Consider the following 16,358-nt stretch of genomic DNA (forward strand, 5'->3'; position numbering starts at 1 on the left):
ATTTTGTTTTCCTTTATCTATGGCTATCCAGAGTCTCCCTTATCATATTGATAACTATCGGAAAATCCGTTTCATTCACTGTACGAATATCTAATAAGCATTGCTCTTTTTTTATTCGTAAAATAATCGGTATACTAGCTTTCCTAAGTGCTTCAACGAAAGAAGTTGTGCTTAAATTTTCAGGTTCTAGCGCTAACAACCATGAAGAAAGCTCTACATCTGGCATTGAACCACCACCGACTTGCGATATCCCCTCAATTAATTTCACTTGTAAGCCTTCTAATCTGAACAGAGACTTCATTAAGCAAATAGCCTTACGGTGTAATTCTTCCTTTGATAGAGTCAACATATTTAATGTGGGAATTGAAGAGATTGCTTTTATTTCGTCCAAATATAAGCGTAAGGTTCCCTCTAAAGCAGCTATCGTCATTTTATCAACCCGTAATGCTCTGGTTAATTGATGCTCTTTCATTTTTTCAATATATTCTTTTTTACCAACGATAATTCCTGCTTGCGGTCCACCAAGCAGCTTATCACCGCTGAAGGTTACTATATCAACGCCTGTAGAAAGAACTTCTTTAACGGTATATCCAGTTTCTACTCCGTAATTGGCTAGAGAGGTTAGTACCCCACTGCCCATATCATAAACTAAAGGAATGTTTCTGGTTGAAGCAATCTCTTTGAGGTCCTTTAAATCAACTTCAGCAGTAAATCCTTTAATGGAATAATTACTGGTGTGAACTTTTAAAATCAACCCCTCAAATTCTTCCTCAGTTGCTTGAAGATAATCTTTTTTATGGGTTTTATTAGTAGTCCCAATTTCTTTTAGATGGCAACCACTTAATTCCATAATTTCAGGGATTCGAAAAGAACCACCGATTTCGACCAATTCTCCGCGTGATACAACAACCTCTTTACCTTTCGCTAATGCAGATAACGTTAATAAAACGGCAGCAGCGTTATTATTGACTACTAAAGCGGCTTCAGCTCCAGTCAACTTTTGTAAAAGCTTTTCTAGATGCGCATACCTAGAGCCTCTTTCGCCTGTTTCTAGTACATATTCAACATTTGAAAAACCGAAAGCAACATGAAACAGGTCTTCTTTAATACATGGAGCTAAATTAGAACGACCCAGATTGGTATGTAAAATTGTGCCTGTACCGTTAATCACTTTTTTTAATGTTGGCTGATGGTCATTTACTAATTTCACTCTTGCTTCATTTAGTATTTCTTGGTTAGTTTTTGGATTAGCACCTTCTAACAACTGCTTACTTCGACTTTCTTCAGTAATCTTACGCAAATGAGCAATTACTAACGTTCTTGGGAAATCCGCTAATAATTCAAGCCCTTCTGGTGTTTGAAGTAAGTCATTAATAGCTGTTACAATAACTTTTCGCTTCATTTCTTCACCCACTTTCAACAGATCGTTTTGCGATTTCTTTCAATGCATTGACTGCATAGTTTATCTCAGCTTTCGTATTAAAATGAGAAAAACTAAAACGAACCATTCCTTGCTTTTCTGTTTTAAAATGTTTATGAATTTCTGGAGCACAATGAAAGCCTGCGCGTACAGCGATTTGATAATGCTCAAATAGTTCTTCTGCAATATGATTGGAATCTTGGTTTTCGATATTTAAGCTGATAACTCCAACTCTAGATTGATTAAAATCGCCATAGCATTGAATCGTAGAGATTTTAACTACTTCTTCATAAAACAAATTGGCTAACTTCATTGTTTGTTCTTTAACCGTTAAATTGTTTCTCAAATAATTAACTCCAGCCAACAACCCTGCAATTCCATGGCTATTCAATGTTCCTGCCTCAAGTGAATCTGGTAAAGCATTTGGCATTTCTCGATTAAAAGTATAATTTCCTGTTCCGCCACTTATTAATGGACGAATTGGAAAATCGTTTTTCAATACTATTCCACCAATTCCTTGCGGCCCGTACATCGACTTATGTCCAGTAAAACAAAGAGCATCAATTCCTAGTTCATTTATGTCTATCTCTTCAAATCCAGCCGTTTGCGCAGCATCTACAACCAATCTTAACTGGTTCTCCTGACAAAATTGTGCGATTTTTTTTAAGTCAACCAGATTCCCTGTAACATTAGAAGCATGGCTAACGATCAACGCTTTTGTATTTGTTTTAACTAAAGAATTCATCCGCTCATAATCCAATGTACCCTTCCCTGGTAGTAAAGGTATCAAGGAATAGGTGATCCCTTTTAAGCCTAAAATGTCTAAGGGTCTCAAAACAGAATTATGTTCTAGACAGGTCGACAATAAGTGATCTCCAGAATTAAATCCCCCGGCTAAGACAATGTTTAGTGATTCTGTTGCATTTTTGGTAAAAACAACTTGATAATTTTTACCAGCATGAAATAATTCTTTGAGCGCTTTTCTTGTTTGATAAACTTTTTTCGAGGCTTTAATACTCGCATCATGTGCAGCTCGACTAGGATTTCCTAACGGCTCTGAAAGCAATGCTTGGTACACCGCATCCGCTACTTCTTTAGGCTTGATTAATGATGTCGCTGCATAATCAAAATAATACATGTTCAACCTCCTCTGCTACTCTACTAAAACACGATAATTTTCAACTCTTTTGGTAATTGCATGCTTGTCCAGACATTCTAGTATCAGCATGGAGTAGCGCCTGCTTGAGCCGGTGATATCTCTGAATTCACCTAAAGTCATTTTTCCATTTTCAGTTATAAATGTTTGCGTTTTATTTATAGCTTCTTCATAGTACTCTCGATGAATGACATTCTCATGATCTAATCGAATCAATGTTTTTCCAACTAATGAGTCAATCAACTCTTTGCGCTCTATCTTACCCGCAATTAACTGTTCTTCACTGGGTGGAGTGAAGCCAGCTTTTTTTAGTTTAGCTTCAATTTCTTCCTTGTCTTTTAACTGATAAACGTTATAGGTTACTTTAAAATCAAAAAGGGAGATGGTTTCATTAATCGCAATTTTTTGTTCTGTTTTTAATAGTTTCAATAGTTCATCAAATTCTTTTCCTTTTAATTGACTTGCTATTTTAGACCTTAATTCTTCTTTGCCTATGCCAGTTCTTAAGCGATATGTTTTGTGGTATCGATCCAAAGTACTTATTATATCTTCTTCAAACCTTTTGTATTGCAGCGGGTGAATACAGTGTTTAGAAATGCTTATCAATTTATTTTCTACAATCATTTTTTCGACTAATTTTTGGGCTTCCACATTTTCAATACCTAAATAGGCGGCGATATCTTTAACCTCTGTTAGATAATCACTTCTTCTAGTCATAAATTCACTAACAAGTTCTTCCGTTGAGCCTTTTTCGCGTGTTTTTAAGGCATCTATTATGTCCTCATGAAAACGGCGGTGTTTTTGCGGATTTGCATCCAAGACTATTCCTCCGCCAATCGTTTCCATTGGTGAGTATGTTCTTAAAATGAAGCGATCCCCTTTTTGCGAAACAACCTCTTCTTCCAAACGCAGTTGTAAAAATCCAGATTCAGCTGCTTCGATTATGTCTGTACCAATAGGAACAACACGGCATAAAATCTCTCTAGTACCAATAAATAAGCGTAAGCGATCCCAAAGTTTGATTGGGGATGTTGCTTTTTCTAATAGTTCTGCTTTAACATCCAGCATCCATGTTTTTTTGAAGGTATTCGGTAATGCTAATAAATCTCCTCGTTTGACATCCGTTGTTTTTACGTTAGCCAAATTCAATGCGGTTCTCATTCCTGCTACAGCATGACTCACATTTTGTTCGTGGACTTGAATTGTTCGAATTTTCACCTTTTGTTCTGAAGGATAAAGCATTAATTCTTCGTTAACAGTAATTTTTCCCTCCATCAGGGTTCCTGTAACAATCGTCCCAAATCCTTTTACAGTAAAAGCACGATCAACATTTAGTTTAGGGGGATTTAAGACACTTTTTTGTTTGATTTCTTCACTGATTTGGTTAATTTTTTCAATTAACTGAGCAATTCCGATTCCTTCAATAGAGTCTACTTGAAAAATCGGAGCTTCTTCCAATGCAGTTCCTAAAAATTGCTCCTGAATATCCTCTTGCACTAACTCTAATAATTCTTCCTCCAGCTGGGACACTTTTGTTAAGACAATCAGAAAATTTGTTACACCTAACATTTGTAAAATATCTACATGCTCTTTTGTTTGAGGCATAATTCCTTCTGAACCATCAATGACTAACAAAACAAGGTTTAAACCTGAAAGACCTGCCATCATATTTTTTATAAATTTTTCGTGACCAGGAACATCAACAATCCCTGCTCGCTTTCCATTTGGTAAATCAAAATAAGCATAGCCTAAATTTATAGATAGACCACGTTTCTTTTCTTCTTTCGTAGTATCTGTTTCCATTCCTGTCAATGCTTTTATTAAGGTGGTTTTTCCATGATCGACATGTCCTGCTGTCCCAATCACTATATGTTCCATTTTAATAGTCCCCTTAAGTGTTTGTTTTTGTCTGAATTATCATTTGATACTCAGCATTGCCTTTTTTACTATAGATTGTCGTTCCAGCTAGCGTTTTAATGGGAATTTTTTTGCATACTTCTCGGTATTGTTTTTCAGTCATTTTTAACCCCAAACCACATCCTGCAGATATAGCAGCTGGAATAGCGATTATTTTAGCTAATTGTTGTTTCTCATTGAGAACTTCTTCCATCTCAATCGCAAGATGAGTGGAATCGAATGTCATTAGATAGTTTATTTTGCTCAGTCCTTTATCATTAAGGTTTAACCACTCGATAGCTACTCATAATTTCTACGATTCTATACATGTTTGTAATTTCACCGATTTTTAATTCATTTGTTAAGTCGAAATAATCCAAACATGCGCCACAAGTGTAAATCTCTACTCCTTTTTCTTTTAAACAAGTTAAATCCGCTAAAACAGAAGAATCTTTTACAGTTAATTTGGCACCCCTATTATAAAAAAGAAAGTATTTTGGTAAGATATCCTGTTCAGTATATGCATAGATAAAGCTCTTAAGTAGCACTCTTCCTAGCTTCTCGTCTCCTCGTCCCATCACTTCGGTATCAACAACTACTACATATTCTGATTGGTTCGTTGATTCACCTAGCTTAATATTGGTATCACTTAATTCTTCGTTGATGAGCACTTCAAAGCAGTGCGAATTTCTTGTAGTTACTCGGCAACTTAACCCCATTTGTTTTGCCATCTTACTAAGGTTTTGCGTGGCAATTTCGTTATCTACGAGTACTTTTACAGGTTCTTTTGCTTCTCTTAGTTCTTTTTTTGTTTTGATAACAGGAATCGGACAGGTTTCTCCCATTGCATCAACAATAATCATGAAAATTCCTCCCTTATCTAACTGTAATTTGACTGTTTTCTTTAGGTATTACTTTTCCAATTTTTGCAGATGAAATCTCCAATTTATTTAAAGCATTTAAAAAAGCATCTGCATGCTCTTCAGCGATACTATATAAAAGACCACCAGAAGTTTGTGGATCAAACAATACTTCTTCTAGCGCAAAATCATTGATCTTAAACGCTACTTTTTCTTTTAGATAGTTTCGGTTTCGCTGTCCACCAGCAGTTGTTAAAAAGGCTTTAGCACAATCTAGCGCTCCTTCAATTATAGGGATTTCCTCAGAGTAAAGGGTTGCACTGAATGCTTCCCCTAGCATTTCACTTAAATGCCCAAGAAGACCAAAGCCAGTAATATCTGTACAACTGTGAACGGGAAAATTTTTGGCAATCTCCGCAGCATACTTATTCAATGTAGTCATATTTGTGACTGCCTCTTTAAAAGTTGCCTCACTGATTTCTCCAACACTATAAGCAGTTGTAATCATCCCTACCCCTAAAGGCTTTGTTAATATCAAAAGGTCATTTAGCTGGCAGCCTGTGTTTAACAAAATAGCCTTAGGATGAATTTTTCCAGTTACGGAAAGACCGTATTTGGCTTTTGCATCATGAATGGAATGTCCACCTGCTAAGATTCCACCCGCTTCAAGGACTTTTTCTGCTCCACCGCTTAATATCTCTTTTAGACTATTTATATCCCCTTCTTCTGGAAAACAAACAATATTTAGAGCTGAAGTGACTTCCCCACCCATTGCATAAACATCACTTAATGCATTAGTAGCAGCTATCTGACCAAAAAGATAAGGATCACTAACAATTGCAGGGAAAAAATCAAGCGTTTGAATAAGAGCTAAGTCCTCTGAAATTTTTATAACAGCCGCATCATCAGACTGATCAAAACCCACTAAAAGATCTTTATGATTCGATTTAGGTAAATCTTCTAACATTCCTTGTAAAAGCTCGGGTCCAATTTTTGAATTGCATCCTCCACAGATAAACAATGATCTATTCTCTTCAACCATGCTAAATCCCTCTTTCCAACGGTTTTATCTTATGAATTTATTTTATGTAAATATATACGTATCGGCTTTACTCTTCTATGTTTAAAAAAGGACTAGAGAGCATCTCTTTTACTCTAGCCCTTTTAATTTTTTTATGCTAGTTCGGTTTCTGTTTTTTTACGTAAAGCTGACATTAACATGTTAATAGCTGTGTACAGCACTACGACAATAATAATCCAAGTTAGCACTTCCAAATTCATGCTCTTTACAAACGTTGCAGCAACAATAACTCCAGGAATTCCTCCTAATGCTAAACCAATTACTGCTTTTCTAGAATACATTCCTTTTCTAACAAATTCTATTCCTGATGTGGGCATTAACGCTGCACAAGAGCACATCATAATCGGAAAGGCCACCAGAGGATTAAGACCTAACATATAAACCATCGCCATACAAGGGGCGTATAACCCAACTCCAGCAGTCATCAAGGCACCAAAGATAAAATTTCCGACAATTCCAATGACTAGCATAATGCCACTTAAGCCTAATGCTTCATTGCCTTGGCCTAGTAAATCTAACATGCCAAGTGTTTTTAATGCCATCAATACTGAAGTAACGATTAACGCAATTCCCATAATTAATTGAATTTTCTTTTCAGGCATTTTTGACACAACTCTTGCACCAAGAATAGAACCAACTACTGCTGAAGCTACTAATGATCCCAATGTTAATGCTTCTACTTTAACGACTGTTATAAAGAAAAAGGCTTCAGTTACAACCGGAATTGCCTGTCCAACATTTAATGTTCCAGGAAGATACTTATCACTTTTTAAAAATTTGGTCAATTTAAACACTAATGTTGTTGTTGCGAAGTTTCCAATTCCTAAAGCATCAAAAAAATTTGTTACAGCACCTGTTGCTAATGCAACACCTAAATTCCCTTGCTCCTTCATTATTTCAGATTTATGTGCAATCATGTCTTGTATTAAGACTACTAAAAAAGCGATTGTAAGAATTGCCAACACAGATAAAATAATTGTTACCATTTTCATCTACCTTTCCTATAGCTGCTATAATTTAAAAGTTTCCTTCTATTTATTTCAAGATAAATCCATTTCTTAGCGGATCTTCTGAATCAATTAAAAATGAATTAAAGCCGGTAATATAGGCTGAGCCAGTTACTTCTGGAATTACCGCTGAAAATTCTCCCGCTGTAGTTTCTTCAACAACTCGACCTTTAAATAAAGTTCCCAAAATACTTTCATACACAAATGGTTCATTAATTTCAATTTGTCCTTTGGCGTATAGTGCAGCTAATTTAGCACTGGTTCCAGTACCGCAAGGTGAACGATCTACTTGTCCTTCTCCAAAAATTACAACATTTTTGTAGGTTGCTTCTGGATGTGTTGGTTCATCATAAATTTCAATCAAATCTGCTGTTTGAATATGTGGTAACAGTGGATGTTGAATCGCTATTTCATTATTAACAGCCTGTAAAACTTTAAGACCTAATTCCGTTAATTTTGAAGCATTTTCAGGTAAAACATGTAACCCAAATTCTTTTGCATGTATAATTACAAAGAAGCTTCCACCAAATGAAATATCAAATGTAACAGTCCCGACACCTTCAACCGTCAGTGTTTGGTTCTCCTTATATAAGAATGAAGGAACGTTTTTAAAAGATACTTCCTCTACTTTCTCTCCTTCATCATCAACTTTTGCGATTGCGTGAACCAATCCTGCAGCTGTATCTAACGTAATACTTGCCGTTTGGTTTATTATTTCAGGCTCAACCATTCCAGTTTCAATAGCTACCGTAACTGCGGCAATTGTATTATGACCACACATGTTCAAATAGCCACCGCCATCCATGAAAATAATCCCAAAATCAGCATCTTTCTCTGTTGGTTCTGTAATAAAAGCTCCAAACATATCATTGTGTCCTCTTGGCTCATGCATCAATGCTGTTCTTAAATGGTCTTGATGATCCATTAGATATTGCCTTTTATTTGCAATCGTATCTCCCGGAATATTAGGAATTCCACCTGTAATAATACGTGCAGCCTCACCCGCAGTATGCGAATCAATTGCTGAAATCATTTTTGAAAGTTTCATTGTTTTCCACCTTTTTGACTGTATTTTCAAATCTCATTTTGCTTGATCCTGTCTAATCTTCAATTTCAAAAAAGCGAGCGCTTTCTTGGCATCTAGTTCCTCTACATTATTTTCACCAACGACTTCGGTTTCGATTCCCGCTTCTGATTTGTTAAAATCAACAACTAAATCTGTAAATTCATTTGTTACGACAAACTTCGCTTGTGTACCAATGAACTTAAGACCAACGACACTAATATTACGTTTACCGATTTCTTTCATGGTATTGGCAAAGTCAACATCTGAATTTCCCCATCCATCTGCTGAAATAATCACGCCATCGCATCGCATCGCTTCGACCCAAGCAGCAACACGTTTCCCAACGAGATGCTTATTATAATTATCTTGCGGTGTTCCTACTACAATTACTCCAGCTAAATCCATTTCTTGATCTTTGCTTACGACATCAAGTAAGGGATCTCTAAAATGATGTAGCGAAGTCTCTTTTGTAGATGGTCCAATTCCCATTTATCACACCTTACTTTCACTATATCGTTTAGCTAAACGAAACATTGATAAAAGAATCACAATCTATTTCAAAAAAATATTTTTCCAAAATAGCTCTAAGTTAATCTCCTTTTTTACGTCAAAGAACGAAGTGCCCCATCTCTATATTCATTTGGTGATAAAACGATTGGCATGTTTCCAATATCAATTATCGAAATACCCTCTTCAGTTCCACTAGGTTCGTTAGAAAAAAGTAAATTATCATACATTGCCCCTTGACCAGCAACTTGCTTAACAATTGCAATTCTTGTTTTATCTTTTTCTACTGTATCGCAATAATCGTAACGTTCTGTTGCTGCTTGACCATTTATCATTTTTAAACATTCTCGAATAGTCTGAATCTGTAAATCACAGGCTTGAAAAATTGAAAATGCAAGATTTCTTGTAAAAGAGACTTCTCCTTTTAGAATGACATCTACGTGAATAATAATGTCATTTTCCCCAGGAGTCCCAGCTTTATTCAAAGTTAAGCGTTCGTCTAGCAAACCTTCTGAAGAACCGAACTCGTTGAATTGTTTTCCTGATTCGTCTGCTCCAGTTAACATGATATAAACACCAGTTAATGTATGGGTAATACCAGTCCCCAGTTCTCCCAATACTTTAGTTGAGATTGGAATGATATCCATAATTGAATTAATTTCTATATGATGTTGTTGAGGATTGATAATAGACACGTTAAATTCTGAAATGGCTGGAAATAGTTCTTTTACCTCTTTCGACACATTGTAAATACTTAAAAAATGGTCTCTTAAGCTTGTTTTACTAGCAAATTCAACTTTTTCCACATGAAAACATTTAATTACTAATTGTCGCTGAATTTTTTTCACTATTTATCACCCTATATTTTAATTTTGAATAAATCGCGGCAGCATAGATTCAAGAAAATCAATTGACAATATTTAAAAGTATTCGCTAGTAGTTATTCTTCTGAATATAATCACTTGGTAACTACTAGCAAATCCTTTTTTCTTTATTAGTCGATAACCGTTTTTTTAAATATGGGCAATATATTCGTAAGGAAGTGAAACAATTTTTCCTGCGCTTGGAATGGCAACAAGCTGCTCCAATGTGTCTTCTAAAATATGCGTTTGCATTTCGATATTATTTGGTTCACCTGCATTAGCACCCATTGGCATTAGAGGAGCCACGGCTCTTGGAGAACCATTTTGGCGTACAACTGGAGGTAATGCTGCGATTAAGATTGTTGGGATACCTATTTCTTCGATTGCTCTCTGCACGATCACGGCAGTTCTATGACAGGTCCCTCAACCAGCTGTGAGAACAACAGCATCAACGTTCTCATCTAATAATTTTTGAGCAATGGCAGGACCAGTTTCATCAGTAAAAACTTCTTGGTTTCCGCCTCCGCCCATGAATCCAAAATGGGTTGGTGCAGCTTCTTTAATAAAGCCAGCTTTAACTAATTCGTTTAAACGATCAATAGGAAACATACAGTTGACGTCTCTATTCACATCAGCGTTATCATATCCTCCATGTGATACCATCAAATCTTTACTGGCAGTTTCATTAGGTATTTCTCTATATGTCGTATCTCCAGCTAAATTAAAACGCTCATCTGATTTCACGTGAACGCCCGCTGCTGTAGCTAAAGCAACACGCATTTCTTTAAGTTCTTTTGTTACAGGGGTAAAAACTGGTTTTGGTGTAATTGGTACAAAAATTTCTGATTGCAAACCAGGGATTACTGTAAGTTTCATGTTCATTCTCCTTTACATTATGGGTCCGATGTCCATTATTTCTAACGAGTGGAACTCGTAAGAATAAGTGGCTCTCCTTTACATTATAGGTCCGATGTCCGCTATCTCTACGTCAGCTTTGCTTCCTAGAATAGTGGCTCTCCTTTACATTATAGGTCCGATGTCCATTATTTCTAACGAGTGGAACTCGTAAGAATAAGTGGCTCTCCTTTACATTATGGGTCCGATGTCCATTATCTCTACGTCAGCTTTGCTTCCTAGAATAATGGGTCTCCTCTCCCTTGTAGGTCCGATGTCCGCTACTCCTAGCTTGTTTCACTCGAAGGATCGAAGTCTTCTTTTTTCTTGTAGATTCGATGACTCTTACTCTGCATTAGCTTTATTTATTAGAATAGGGACCTTTTTTTAAAAAAATTATAACTTATTCTCGTTTGTCATTTTTTCTCTTAACATTTTCGTCTGTTCAATTGCATGGACATATTTTTCATCTGGTTCTTTTTCTAAAACTTCTGGATAGCTCATCATAAAGCCAACTTCTTGACCTAGTTGAATGTCATATTCTGAAATCAACATTCTTCTTGGTATTTTAAATTGGCCTAATCTGCCTTTAATGTCAATAGTGACACTAGCATCCGTTATTTCTACTAAAATACCTTCAAACATTCTTTCAGTTGATACATATTTTAGCTTATCCATTCTATCCATAAATCCACCTTCAATACGATGCTTTAGTTTTTGTAATAACAATTATTTTTCGTAAATTTCAATCCGCTTTTTACTTTTCGGTAAGACTTGTTCATTGTCTGCAAGCGTAATTTTTTTACCGGTTGCTTTTTCAATCGCTTCAACATTATTTAATTTCACATTTGGATTCCATTTACGTTCTGCTGTTTTAATTTCTTCTCCAGAAAGAGCCGTCTTCAACATTGATAGTGCTCGAATGGCATCTTCTTCACATAACGTATTATTTGCAAGAATTTCATTTTCTATGCCTTGCATTGATTTATTGTTATCAATCATATGTTTCATATATTTATTTCCAACAACAAGCGCACCTTGCATAGCTGAATAAGTAACCCCTACAACTTCAACATCACGGCTGCCGATTTCTTCAATATGAGAAGCGAAATCAATATGGTTATTTCCAAATCCTTCTGTTGTCACAATAGCTCCATCCAGATCCATTGCTTCAATCATCATTCCTAAACGTTTAGAAACATAGAATTTTTCTGAATTAGCTTGTGGTGATCCCACAAACACAACTCCAACTAGATCAATTTCTTCATCCGCCATAGCTGCTTGAACAAGTGGCTCACGGAAATAGTGGCGAGAGCATTCTTTGGAAGCTGGCCCAATACATGTTAAGGCATGAATCCCTCCATCAAGTACTTCAGTAGGTGCCAACATTACTGGTAAATTCCCTAAATCGACGTTTGGCTTAGCCCCTAGCGTCCCTACTGGCTCAACAGGCATAATTAAATTATCATGCATTGCACCTTGACCCATGATTTCTTTAATTATCAATACCTTCTTGTTACCTTTGCGCCGATATTGAACAATTTCTTCTGTATTTACAACTAAAGAATCGTCCACTTGTTTTAATGCCTTGCGAATTTCTTCAGTAATTGCATCTGCAGCTTTATGTGCCGCTAAAGGACCACTACGTTCCATATTTGTTCCAGCTTTAATAGTTACTTGTGCTTTAATAAAGATTTCGCCTTTATCTGGAGCACCTGGTCTATTCCACATAATATTGCGGTCTAATTCTCCTTCTGAAGAACCAAATTCACCGATTTGTACACCGTTCGCATCAGTCCCAGTCAAAATCATAACCGCACCATCGATAACGCGAGTTATTCCGTGGCCGAGATCGCCTTCTTCTTTTGTCGCAATTGGTTGCACATCCATAATTGTTTCACTGTATACATCGTAATTTTCTGGTGTAATAATTTCCAATTTCATATGTTCAACTAGTTCTTCAAGTTTTACTGCATCTCCGCAGATTTCTTCTGCATTTCTTAAAAACAAGGTTGTTCCTTCTATTTTTGTTTCATCAGCAAAATCGACTTTATCAATTTTAAAGTGTTTCTTTATTAAGCTTCTGATTTTTTTTGTTTCTACTTGTTTGTCAGAAGTAACCATTTGTTCTTCGTTAAAACTAGAAGTAGTGACATTTGCTGCCTTCTCTTGATTCGTCGTTTGCGGAACAGCCACTCCCCCAATTGATAATGGAATTTCTAGCTCAATTCCTTCCCCTTTTGCAATACTTAATTTAAGAGTTTGGGTTCCAAGAGCTGTTGAATGACTTGAGATAACAGGTTGAACGATTTCGGTACTTTTTTGATTGTTGTCTTCAGATTCCTCTTTAATTGTTGAACTTGATTCTTTTTTTGAATCAAAAGTTTGGTTAACACCTTCAAGTGCATCTGGTGTTAGTGGAATTAAAGCATCTAAAGTCTTCGTTAATTTCGCCCCTAAAACTTGTTCGATGGTTAAACAGTCTTCTGGCATTTTTAGCAAACCAGAATCTTCTAAATCAGCAAACAAAGCTGGGTCTTCAAGATTTTCAGGTTGAATAATAATTCCTGCTTCTGCTCTACAGCATAATACTGCAGGGTCTTTGGCATGGTCTTTTGCTGTTTCTACAGTGATTGACATTTGTCAAAACCTCCTAATGATATTTAGTCCATTTGTTCTTTGTTACATGTTTTCTAAAACAAACTTTTCGCTAATGATCAGATTGGATTCTCCTGTATAGCTTGTGACCAGCCGCTCTTAGTACGTGATCTGTATTATGATAAACCGGAACTCCTAACCTAGGAGCTACACCCATAACGGTGTTTGTTCAATCCTGACAAGTTCCAGTAAGTATAACTTCTGCGCCTTCTTTTTTCATTTTCAAAACTTTTTCTGCTTGCCCCGGACATATTCCTGGCAAATCACACCTATACCGTCCATCCACTTCTACCATTCTCTTACAACGTTCTGCTGCTACAATCTCCGCACCCATTCCTATTGCAATTTCTGTCAGTCTCTCTTTTCCGCCGCCACACTCACAAATTAAAATGCCGACTTTACGTTGTTCATTAGGAAAAGGCATTGCCACTAAGATTCCACCGGTTGTTTTAGTCAACGGTGTATCTTCTTCCCCATGTTTTCCTGTAAATGGACCTCCAACAACAATTTCACCGTGGGGTTGAATGTACCCACCACATTTGTCAATAAAATACTTCATAGGGAATCCAATGGGTTGATTCATAAGAATTTTTTCATGTGCTTGAACTCGACCAGCTATAGTCAAATCCTTTTCAATAAAAGGCTTTCTTTGCTCGATTGCTTCAACAGCATGCTTAATTGTTTCAATGTTGGAGACAATAGCATTCGCAGAACTTGGTAATTGTCCTGGTTCTAAGGTAATTCCTAATAGTTCCCTAATAATGACGCGTTCATCACCAGCAGGATACATATCACTTAGATACTTCAACTCAATATTAGGCTCATCTTTACAGGCTCTTCCCAAAGCTAGCATCGCTTTACGATATTTCGTTTTAATGGCAATATAAGCTTTTCCAGCTTTTGTCATTTCCATTAGGTAATTCAGACCTCGAATAATAACATCGGGATGGTCTTCCATAAACTGAACATTGTGACCAAGCAAGGGTTCACACTCAGCAGCATTAGCTATAATATAACCGTTTTCAATCGTTGTGTTATATTTCACATGCATAGGGAAACCAGCACCCCCAGCTCCTACGACACCAGCTGCTTTAATCGCTTCTAAATTTGTTTCGGTTTTTGGAATAGGGATAAAATGATCGGGTTGGTTTTCCTTTAAACGTATCACAACTTCTGATCCGTTAATGTTTACGATAGTACCTGAAACACTTGTATGAATGTTCGCACCTAAACCATTAGGTATAGCAATTAGCTGCCCTTTTTCAACCTCTTCATTCATCTTAACAATTGGTATACACGGTGAACCAACATGTTGTTTTAGTAGAATATGAATCTTGTTCATCTTTATTTCACCTCCTTTATTTTGTATTTGTTTTCACAATATCAATTAGAAATAATCCTTTTTTTAAAAAGTGGTTATTTCAAGTTGATAATAGCACAGAAAAATTTATAAAAAAAGTGCCCCAAAAGTGATGAAAAGCACTCAATAAAAAAACATCTTGACACCAATAATTGAATGTGCTACGATTCCGTTGGGAGTGGATGGGTTCTGGTGTTCCCTCTGGTCTTCAAAACCAGTATGAGGAGTTAAGAGCTTCTTGGGTGGGTTCGATTCCCACACATTCCCGCCAAATAAGGATTTATGACAGGTTACTAAAGAGTCAATTTTCTAAAAAAAAATTGATCTGTTTAATAAAACCTGTTTTCTTTTTTTCCTTACTAAAAGAGTAATCCACAAAGAAAGCGCTTTAAAACATAGGCTTAAACAAAGAAAAAAAGTGGCTATTTCCCATGTGGCTATTTTCAACGAAAAAAGTGTCTTATATCAAGGAGGTCAACTAATGAGCCAAAGTTCGATTTTTCAAAAGACAAATATTTTTCAAACACTTCAAGATTATGATTGTTTCGTCACAGATGAAGATAAAATTGAGAAACTGATTAACGCTTTTGAGAATAATATTTCTAAGACTTGTTGTGCATTAATTTGCCAAAATTCTAATGAAGAATTAACTTATGCAGCTCCTTATATAAGGATTCTTTACGTACTTCAAGGAACTATTCGGATTACCATTGATTCAAAATTAGTCGAGTATTCGGCTGGTTGTTTTATTATTGCAAACCCTGTTACGCAAATCTTTTATAGCGAACTAGAAGATAATACCGAAGTGATGACGCTTTTGTTTAAGAAGGATTTTTTTGATTTATTTTACACCAACCAAATTATAGATTATCCGTTATTTTATGACTTTATCCAATTTGTTATTAGTGAAGAACAAACAAAAAGTAATTACTTCTTTTTTCAATGCGATCCTCAAGATGATACCAGATATCTTGCATTAATTTTGTTAAAAGAGATTTTATCACAAAAAAATAGTGCCCAGAAAAAGGTTGTCCGTGCTGCATTCTTGTTGCTAATTGCTGAGTTAGATCGTATTAAAAATGAAACGTTGATTTTAAAAGAGTCGATTATTCCTTCTAACATGCTTGTTGGTGAAATTTTAAAATATATGAACCTCAACTATGCAGTTGCTTCTTTGCAGTCTCTATCCGATATTTTCCATTTGCACCCTAATTATATTTCGGGATTAATTAAAGAAAACACAGGAAAACTATTTTCACAACATTTAGCTGAAATACGACTTAAACAAGCGACTTATCTATTAACCAATACAAATTTATCTATTGAAAAAATCAGTGAAATGATTGGCTATATGGATAAAGGATACTTTTTTAAACTCTTTAAGAAACATTTTGACTGTTCACCAAGAAAATATAGGATTAATCATGAAAATCAACAAACCTGTAAGTAATTTATTTTAGAAAATTTTGTTGTATTAGAGTTAAAGCAAAAATGAGAGTGGGACAATAGTCAGAAATACATCTGATTGTTGCCTCACTTTTTTGATTTCTAAAAAAAGAGAATGTTCCGTTTAAAAAACAAGAGGGATCA

General features: G+C 35.8%; 16 protein-coding genes and 1 tRNA gene. 2 read left to right on the plus strand and 15 right to left on the minus strand.

Features of this window, described 5'->3' with window-relative positions; genetic code table 11:
• Positions 1–13: 13 nt before the first annotated feature.
• The 15 genes from selA to prdC all read right to left on the minus strand — a co-directional run bounded on the left by selA (position 14) and on the right by prdC (position 14,750).
• Positions 14–1,402 carry an L-seryl-tRNA(Sec) selenium transferase gene (gene selA, locus BCR26_RS10900; RefSeq protein ID WP_069699022.1) on the minus strand — a complete coding sequence of 463 codons (1,389 nt, stop codon included), beginning with the start codon at positions 1,400–1,402 and terminating at the stop codon, positions 14–16.
• 4 nt (positions 1,403–1,406) lie between these two features.
• A complete protein-coding gene (locus BCR26_RS10905; protein WP_069699023.1) occupies positions 1,407–2,558 on the minus strand; it encodes an aminotransferase class V-fold PLP-dependent enzyme in 1,152 nt (383 codons plus the stop codon).
• Between the two features lie 15 nt (positions 2,559–2,573).
• On the minus strand, positions 2,574–4,454 hold the full coding sequence (selB, locus tag BCR26_RS10910; protein ID WP_069699024.1) for a selenocysteine-specific translation elongation factor: 1,881 nt from the start codon (positions 4,452–4,454) through the stop codon (positions 2,574–2,576).
• Between the two features lie 13 nt (positions 4,455–4,467).
• On the minus strand, positions 4,468–4,719 hold the full coding sequence (locus BCR26_RS10915) for a putative Se/S carrier-like protein (protein ID WP_069699025.1): 252 nt from the start codon (positions 4,717–4,719) through the stop codon (positions 4,468–4,470).
• Between the two features lie 31 nt (positions 4,720–4,750).
• A complete protein-coding gene (gene yedF / locus BCR26_RS10920; RefSeq protein WP_069699026.1) occupies positions 4,751–5,335 on the minus strand; it encodes a sulfurtransferase-like selenium metabolism protein YedF in 585 nt (194 codons plus the stop codon).
• A gap of 13 nt (positions 5,336–5,348) precedes the next feature.
• A complete protein-coding gene (selD, locus tag BCR26_RS10925) occupies positions 5,349–6,374 on the minus strand; it encodes a selenide, water dikinase SelD (protein ID WP_069699027.1) in 1,026 nt (341 codons plus the stop codon).
• A gap of 131 nt (positions 6,375–6,505) precedes the next feature.
• Positions 6,506–7,399 (minus strand): sulfite exporter TauE/SafE family protein, encoded by an 894-nt coding sequence (locus tag BCR26_RS10930; protein WP_069699037.1) that lies wholly within the window; start codon positions 7,397–7,399, stop codon positions 6,506–6,508.
• Between the two features lie 49 nt (positions 7,400–7,448).
• Entirely contained in the window at positions 7,449–8,468 is a 1,020-nt protein-coding gene (locus BCR26_RS10935; RefSeq protein WP_069699028.1) for a proline racemase family protein, read from the minus strand.
• Between the two features lie 33 nt (positions 8,469–8,501).
• Complete coding sequence (locus tag BCR26_RS10940) at positions 8,502–8,975, minus strand: glycine/sarcosine/betaine reductase component B subunit (protein ID WP_069699029.1); 474 nt, start codon at positions 8,973–8,975, stop codon at positions 8,502–8,504.
• 113 nt (positions 8,976–9,088) lie between these two features.
• Positions 9,089–9,841 (minus strand): proline reductase cluster protein PrdD, encoded by a 753-nt coding sequence (gene prdD / locus BCR26_RS10945; RefSeq protein ID WP_209591847.1) that lies wholly within the window; start codon positions 9,839–9,841, stop codon positions 9,089–9,091.
• 165 nt (positions 9,842–10,006) lie between these two features.
• Positions 10,007–10,258 (minus strand): proline reductase, encoded by a 252-nt coding sequence (locus tag BCR26_RS19280; protein WP_069699031.1) that lies wholly within the window; start codon positions 10,256–10,258, stop codon positions 10,007–10,009.
• A gap of 21 nt (positions 10,259–10,279) precedes the next feature.
• On the minus strand, positions 10,280–10,732 hold the full coding sequence (locus BCR26_RS19285; protein ID WP_069699032.1) for a glycine/sarcosine/betaine reductase selenoprotein B family protein: 453 nt from the start codon (positions 10,730–10,732) through the stop codon (positions 10,280–10,282).
• A 414-nt stretch (positions 10,733–11,146) separates the two neighbouring features.
• A complete protein-coding gene (locus BCR26_RS10960) occupies positions 11,147–11,437 on the minus strand; it encodes a CBO2463/CBO2479 domain-containing protein (protein WP_069699033.1) in 291 nt (96 codons plus the stop codon).
• A gap of 42 nt (positions 11,438–11,479) precedes the next feature.
• A complete protein-coding gene (gene prdA / locus BCR26_RS10965; protein WP_069699034.1) occupies positions 11,480–13,390 on the minus strand; it encodes a D-proline reductase (dithiol) proprotein PrdA in 1,911 nt (636 codons plus the stop codon).
• 70 nt (positions 13,391–13,460) lie between these two features.
• Positions 13,461–14,750, minus strand: a complete 1,290-nt coding sequence (prdC, locus tag BCR26_RS10970) for a proline reductase-associated electron transfer protein PrdC (protein ID WP_275950777.1) — start codon at positions 14,748–14,750, stop codon at positions 13,461–13,463.
• A 192-nt stretch (positions 14,751–14,942) separates the two neighbouring features.
• Here prdC and BCR26_RS18550 point away from each other — a divergent pair.
• Both BCR26_RS18550 and BCR26_RS10975 read left to right on the plus strand, forming a co-directional pair.
• Positions 14,943–15,039: transfer RNA gene (locus BCR26_RS18550), tRNA-Sec, on the plus strand.
• Positions 15,040–15,249: 210 nt separating this feature from the next.
• A complete protein-coding gene (locus BCR26_RS10975) occupies positions 15,250–16,218 on the plus strand; it encodes an AraC family transcriptional regulator (protein ID WP_069699036.1) in 969 nt (322 codons plus the stop codon).
• Positions 16,219–16,358 lie beyond the last annotated feature (140 nt).

It is taken from the genome of Enterococcus rivorum (genome assembly GCF_001742285.1).
Lineage (GTDB): Bacteria > Bacillota > Bacilli > Lactobacillales > Enterococcaceae > Enterococcus_L > Enterococcus_L rivorum.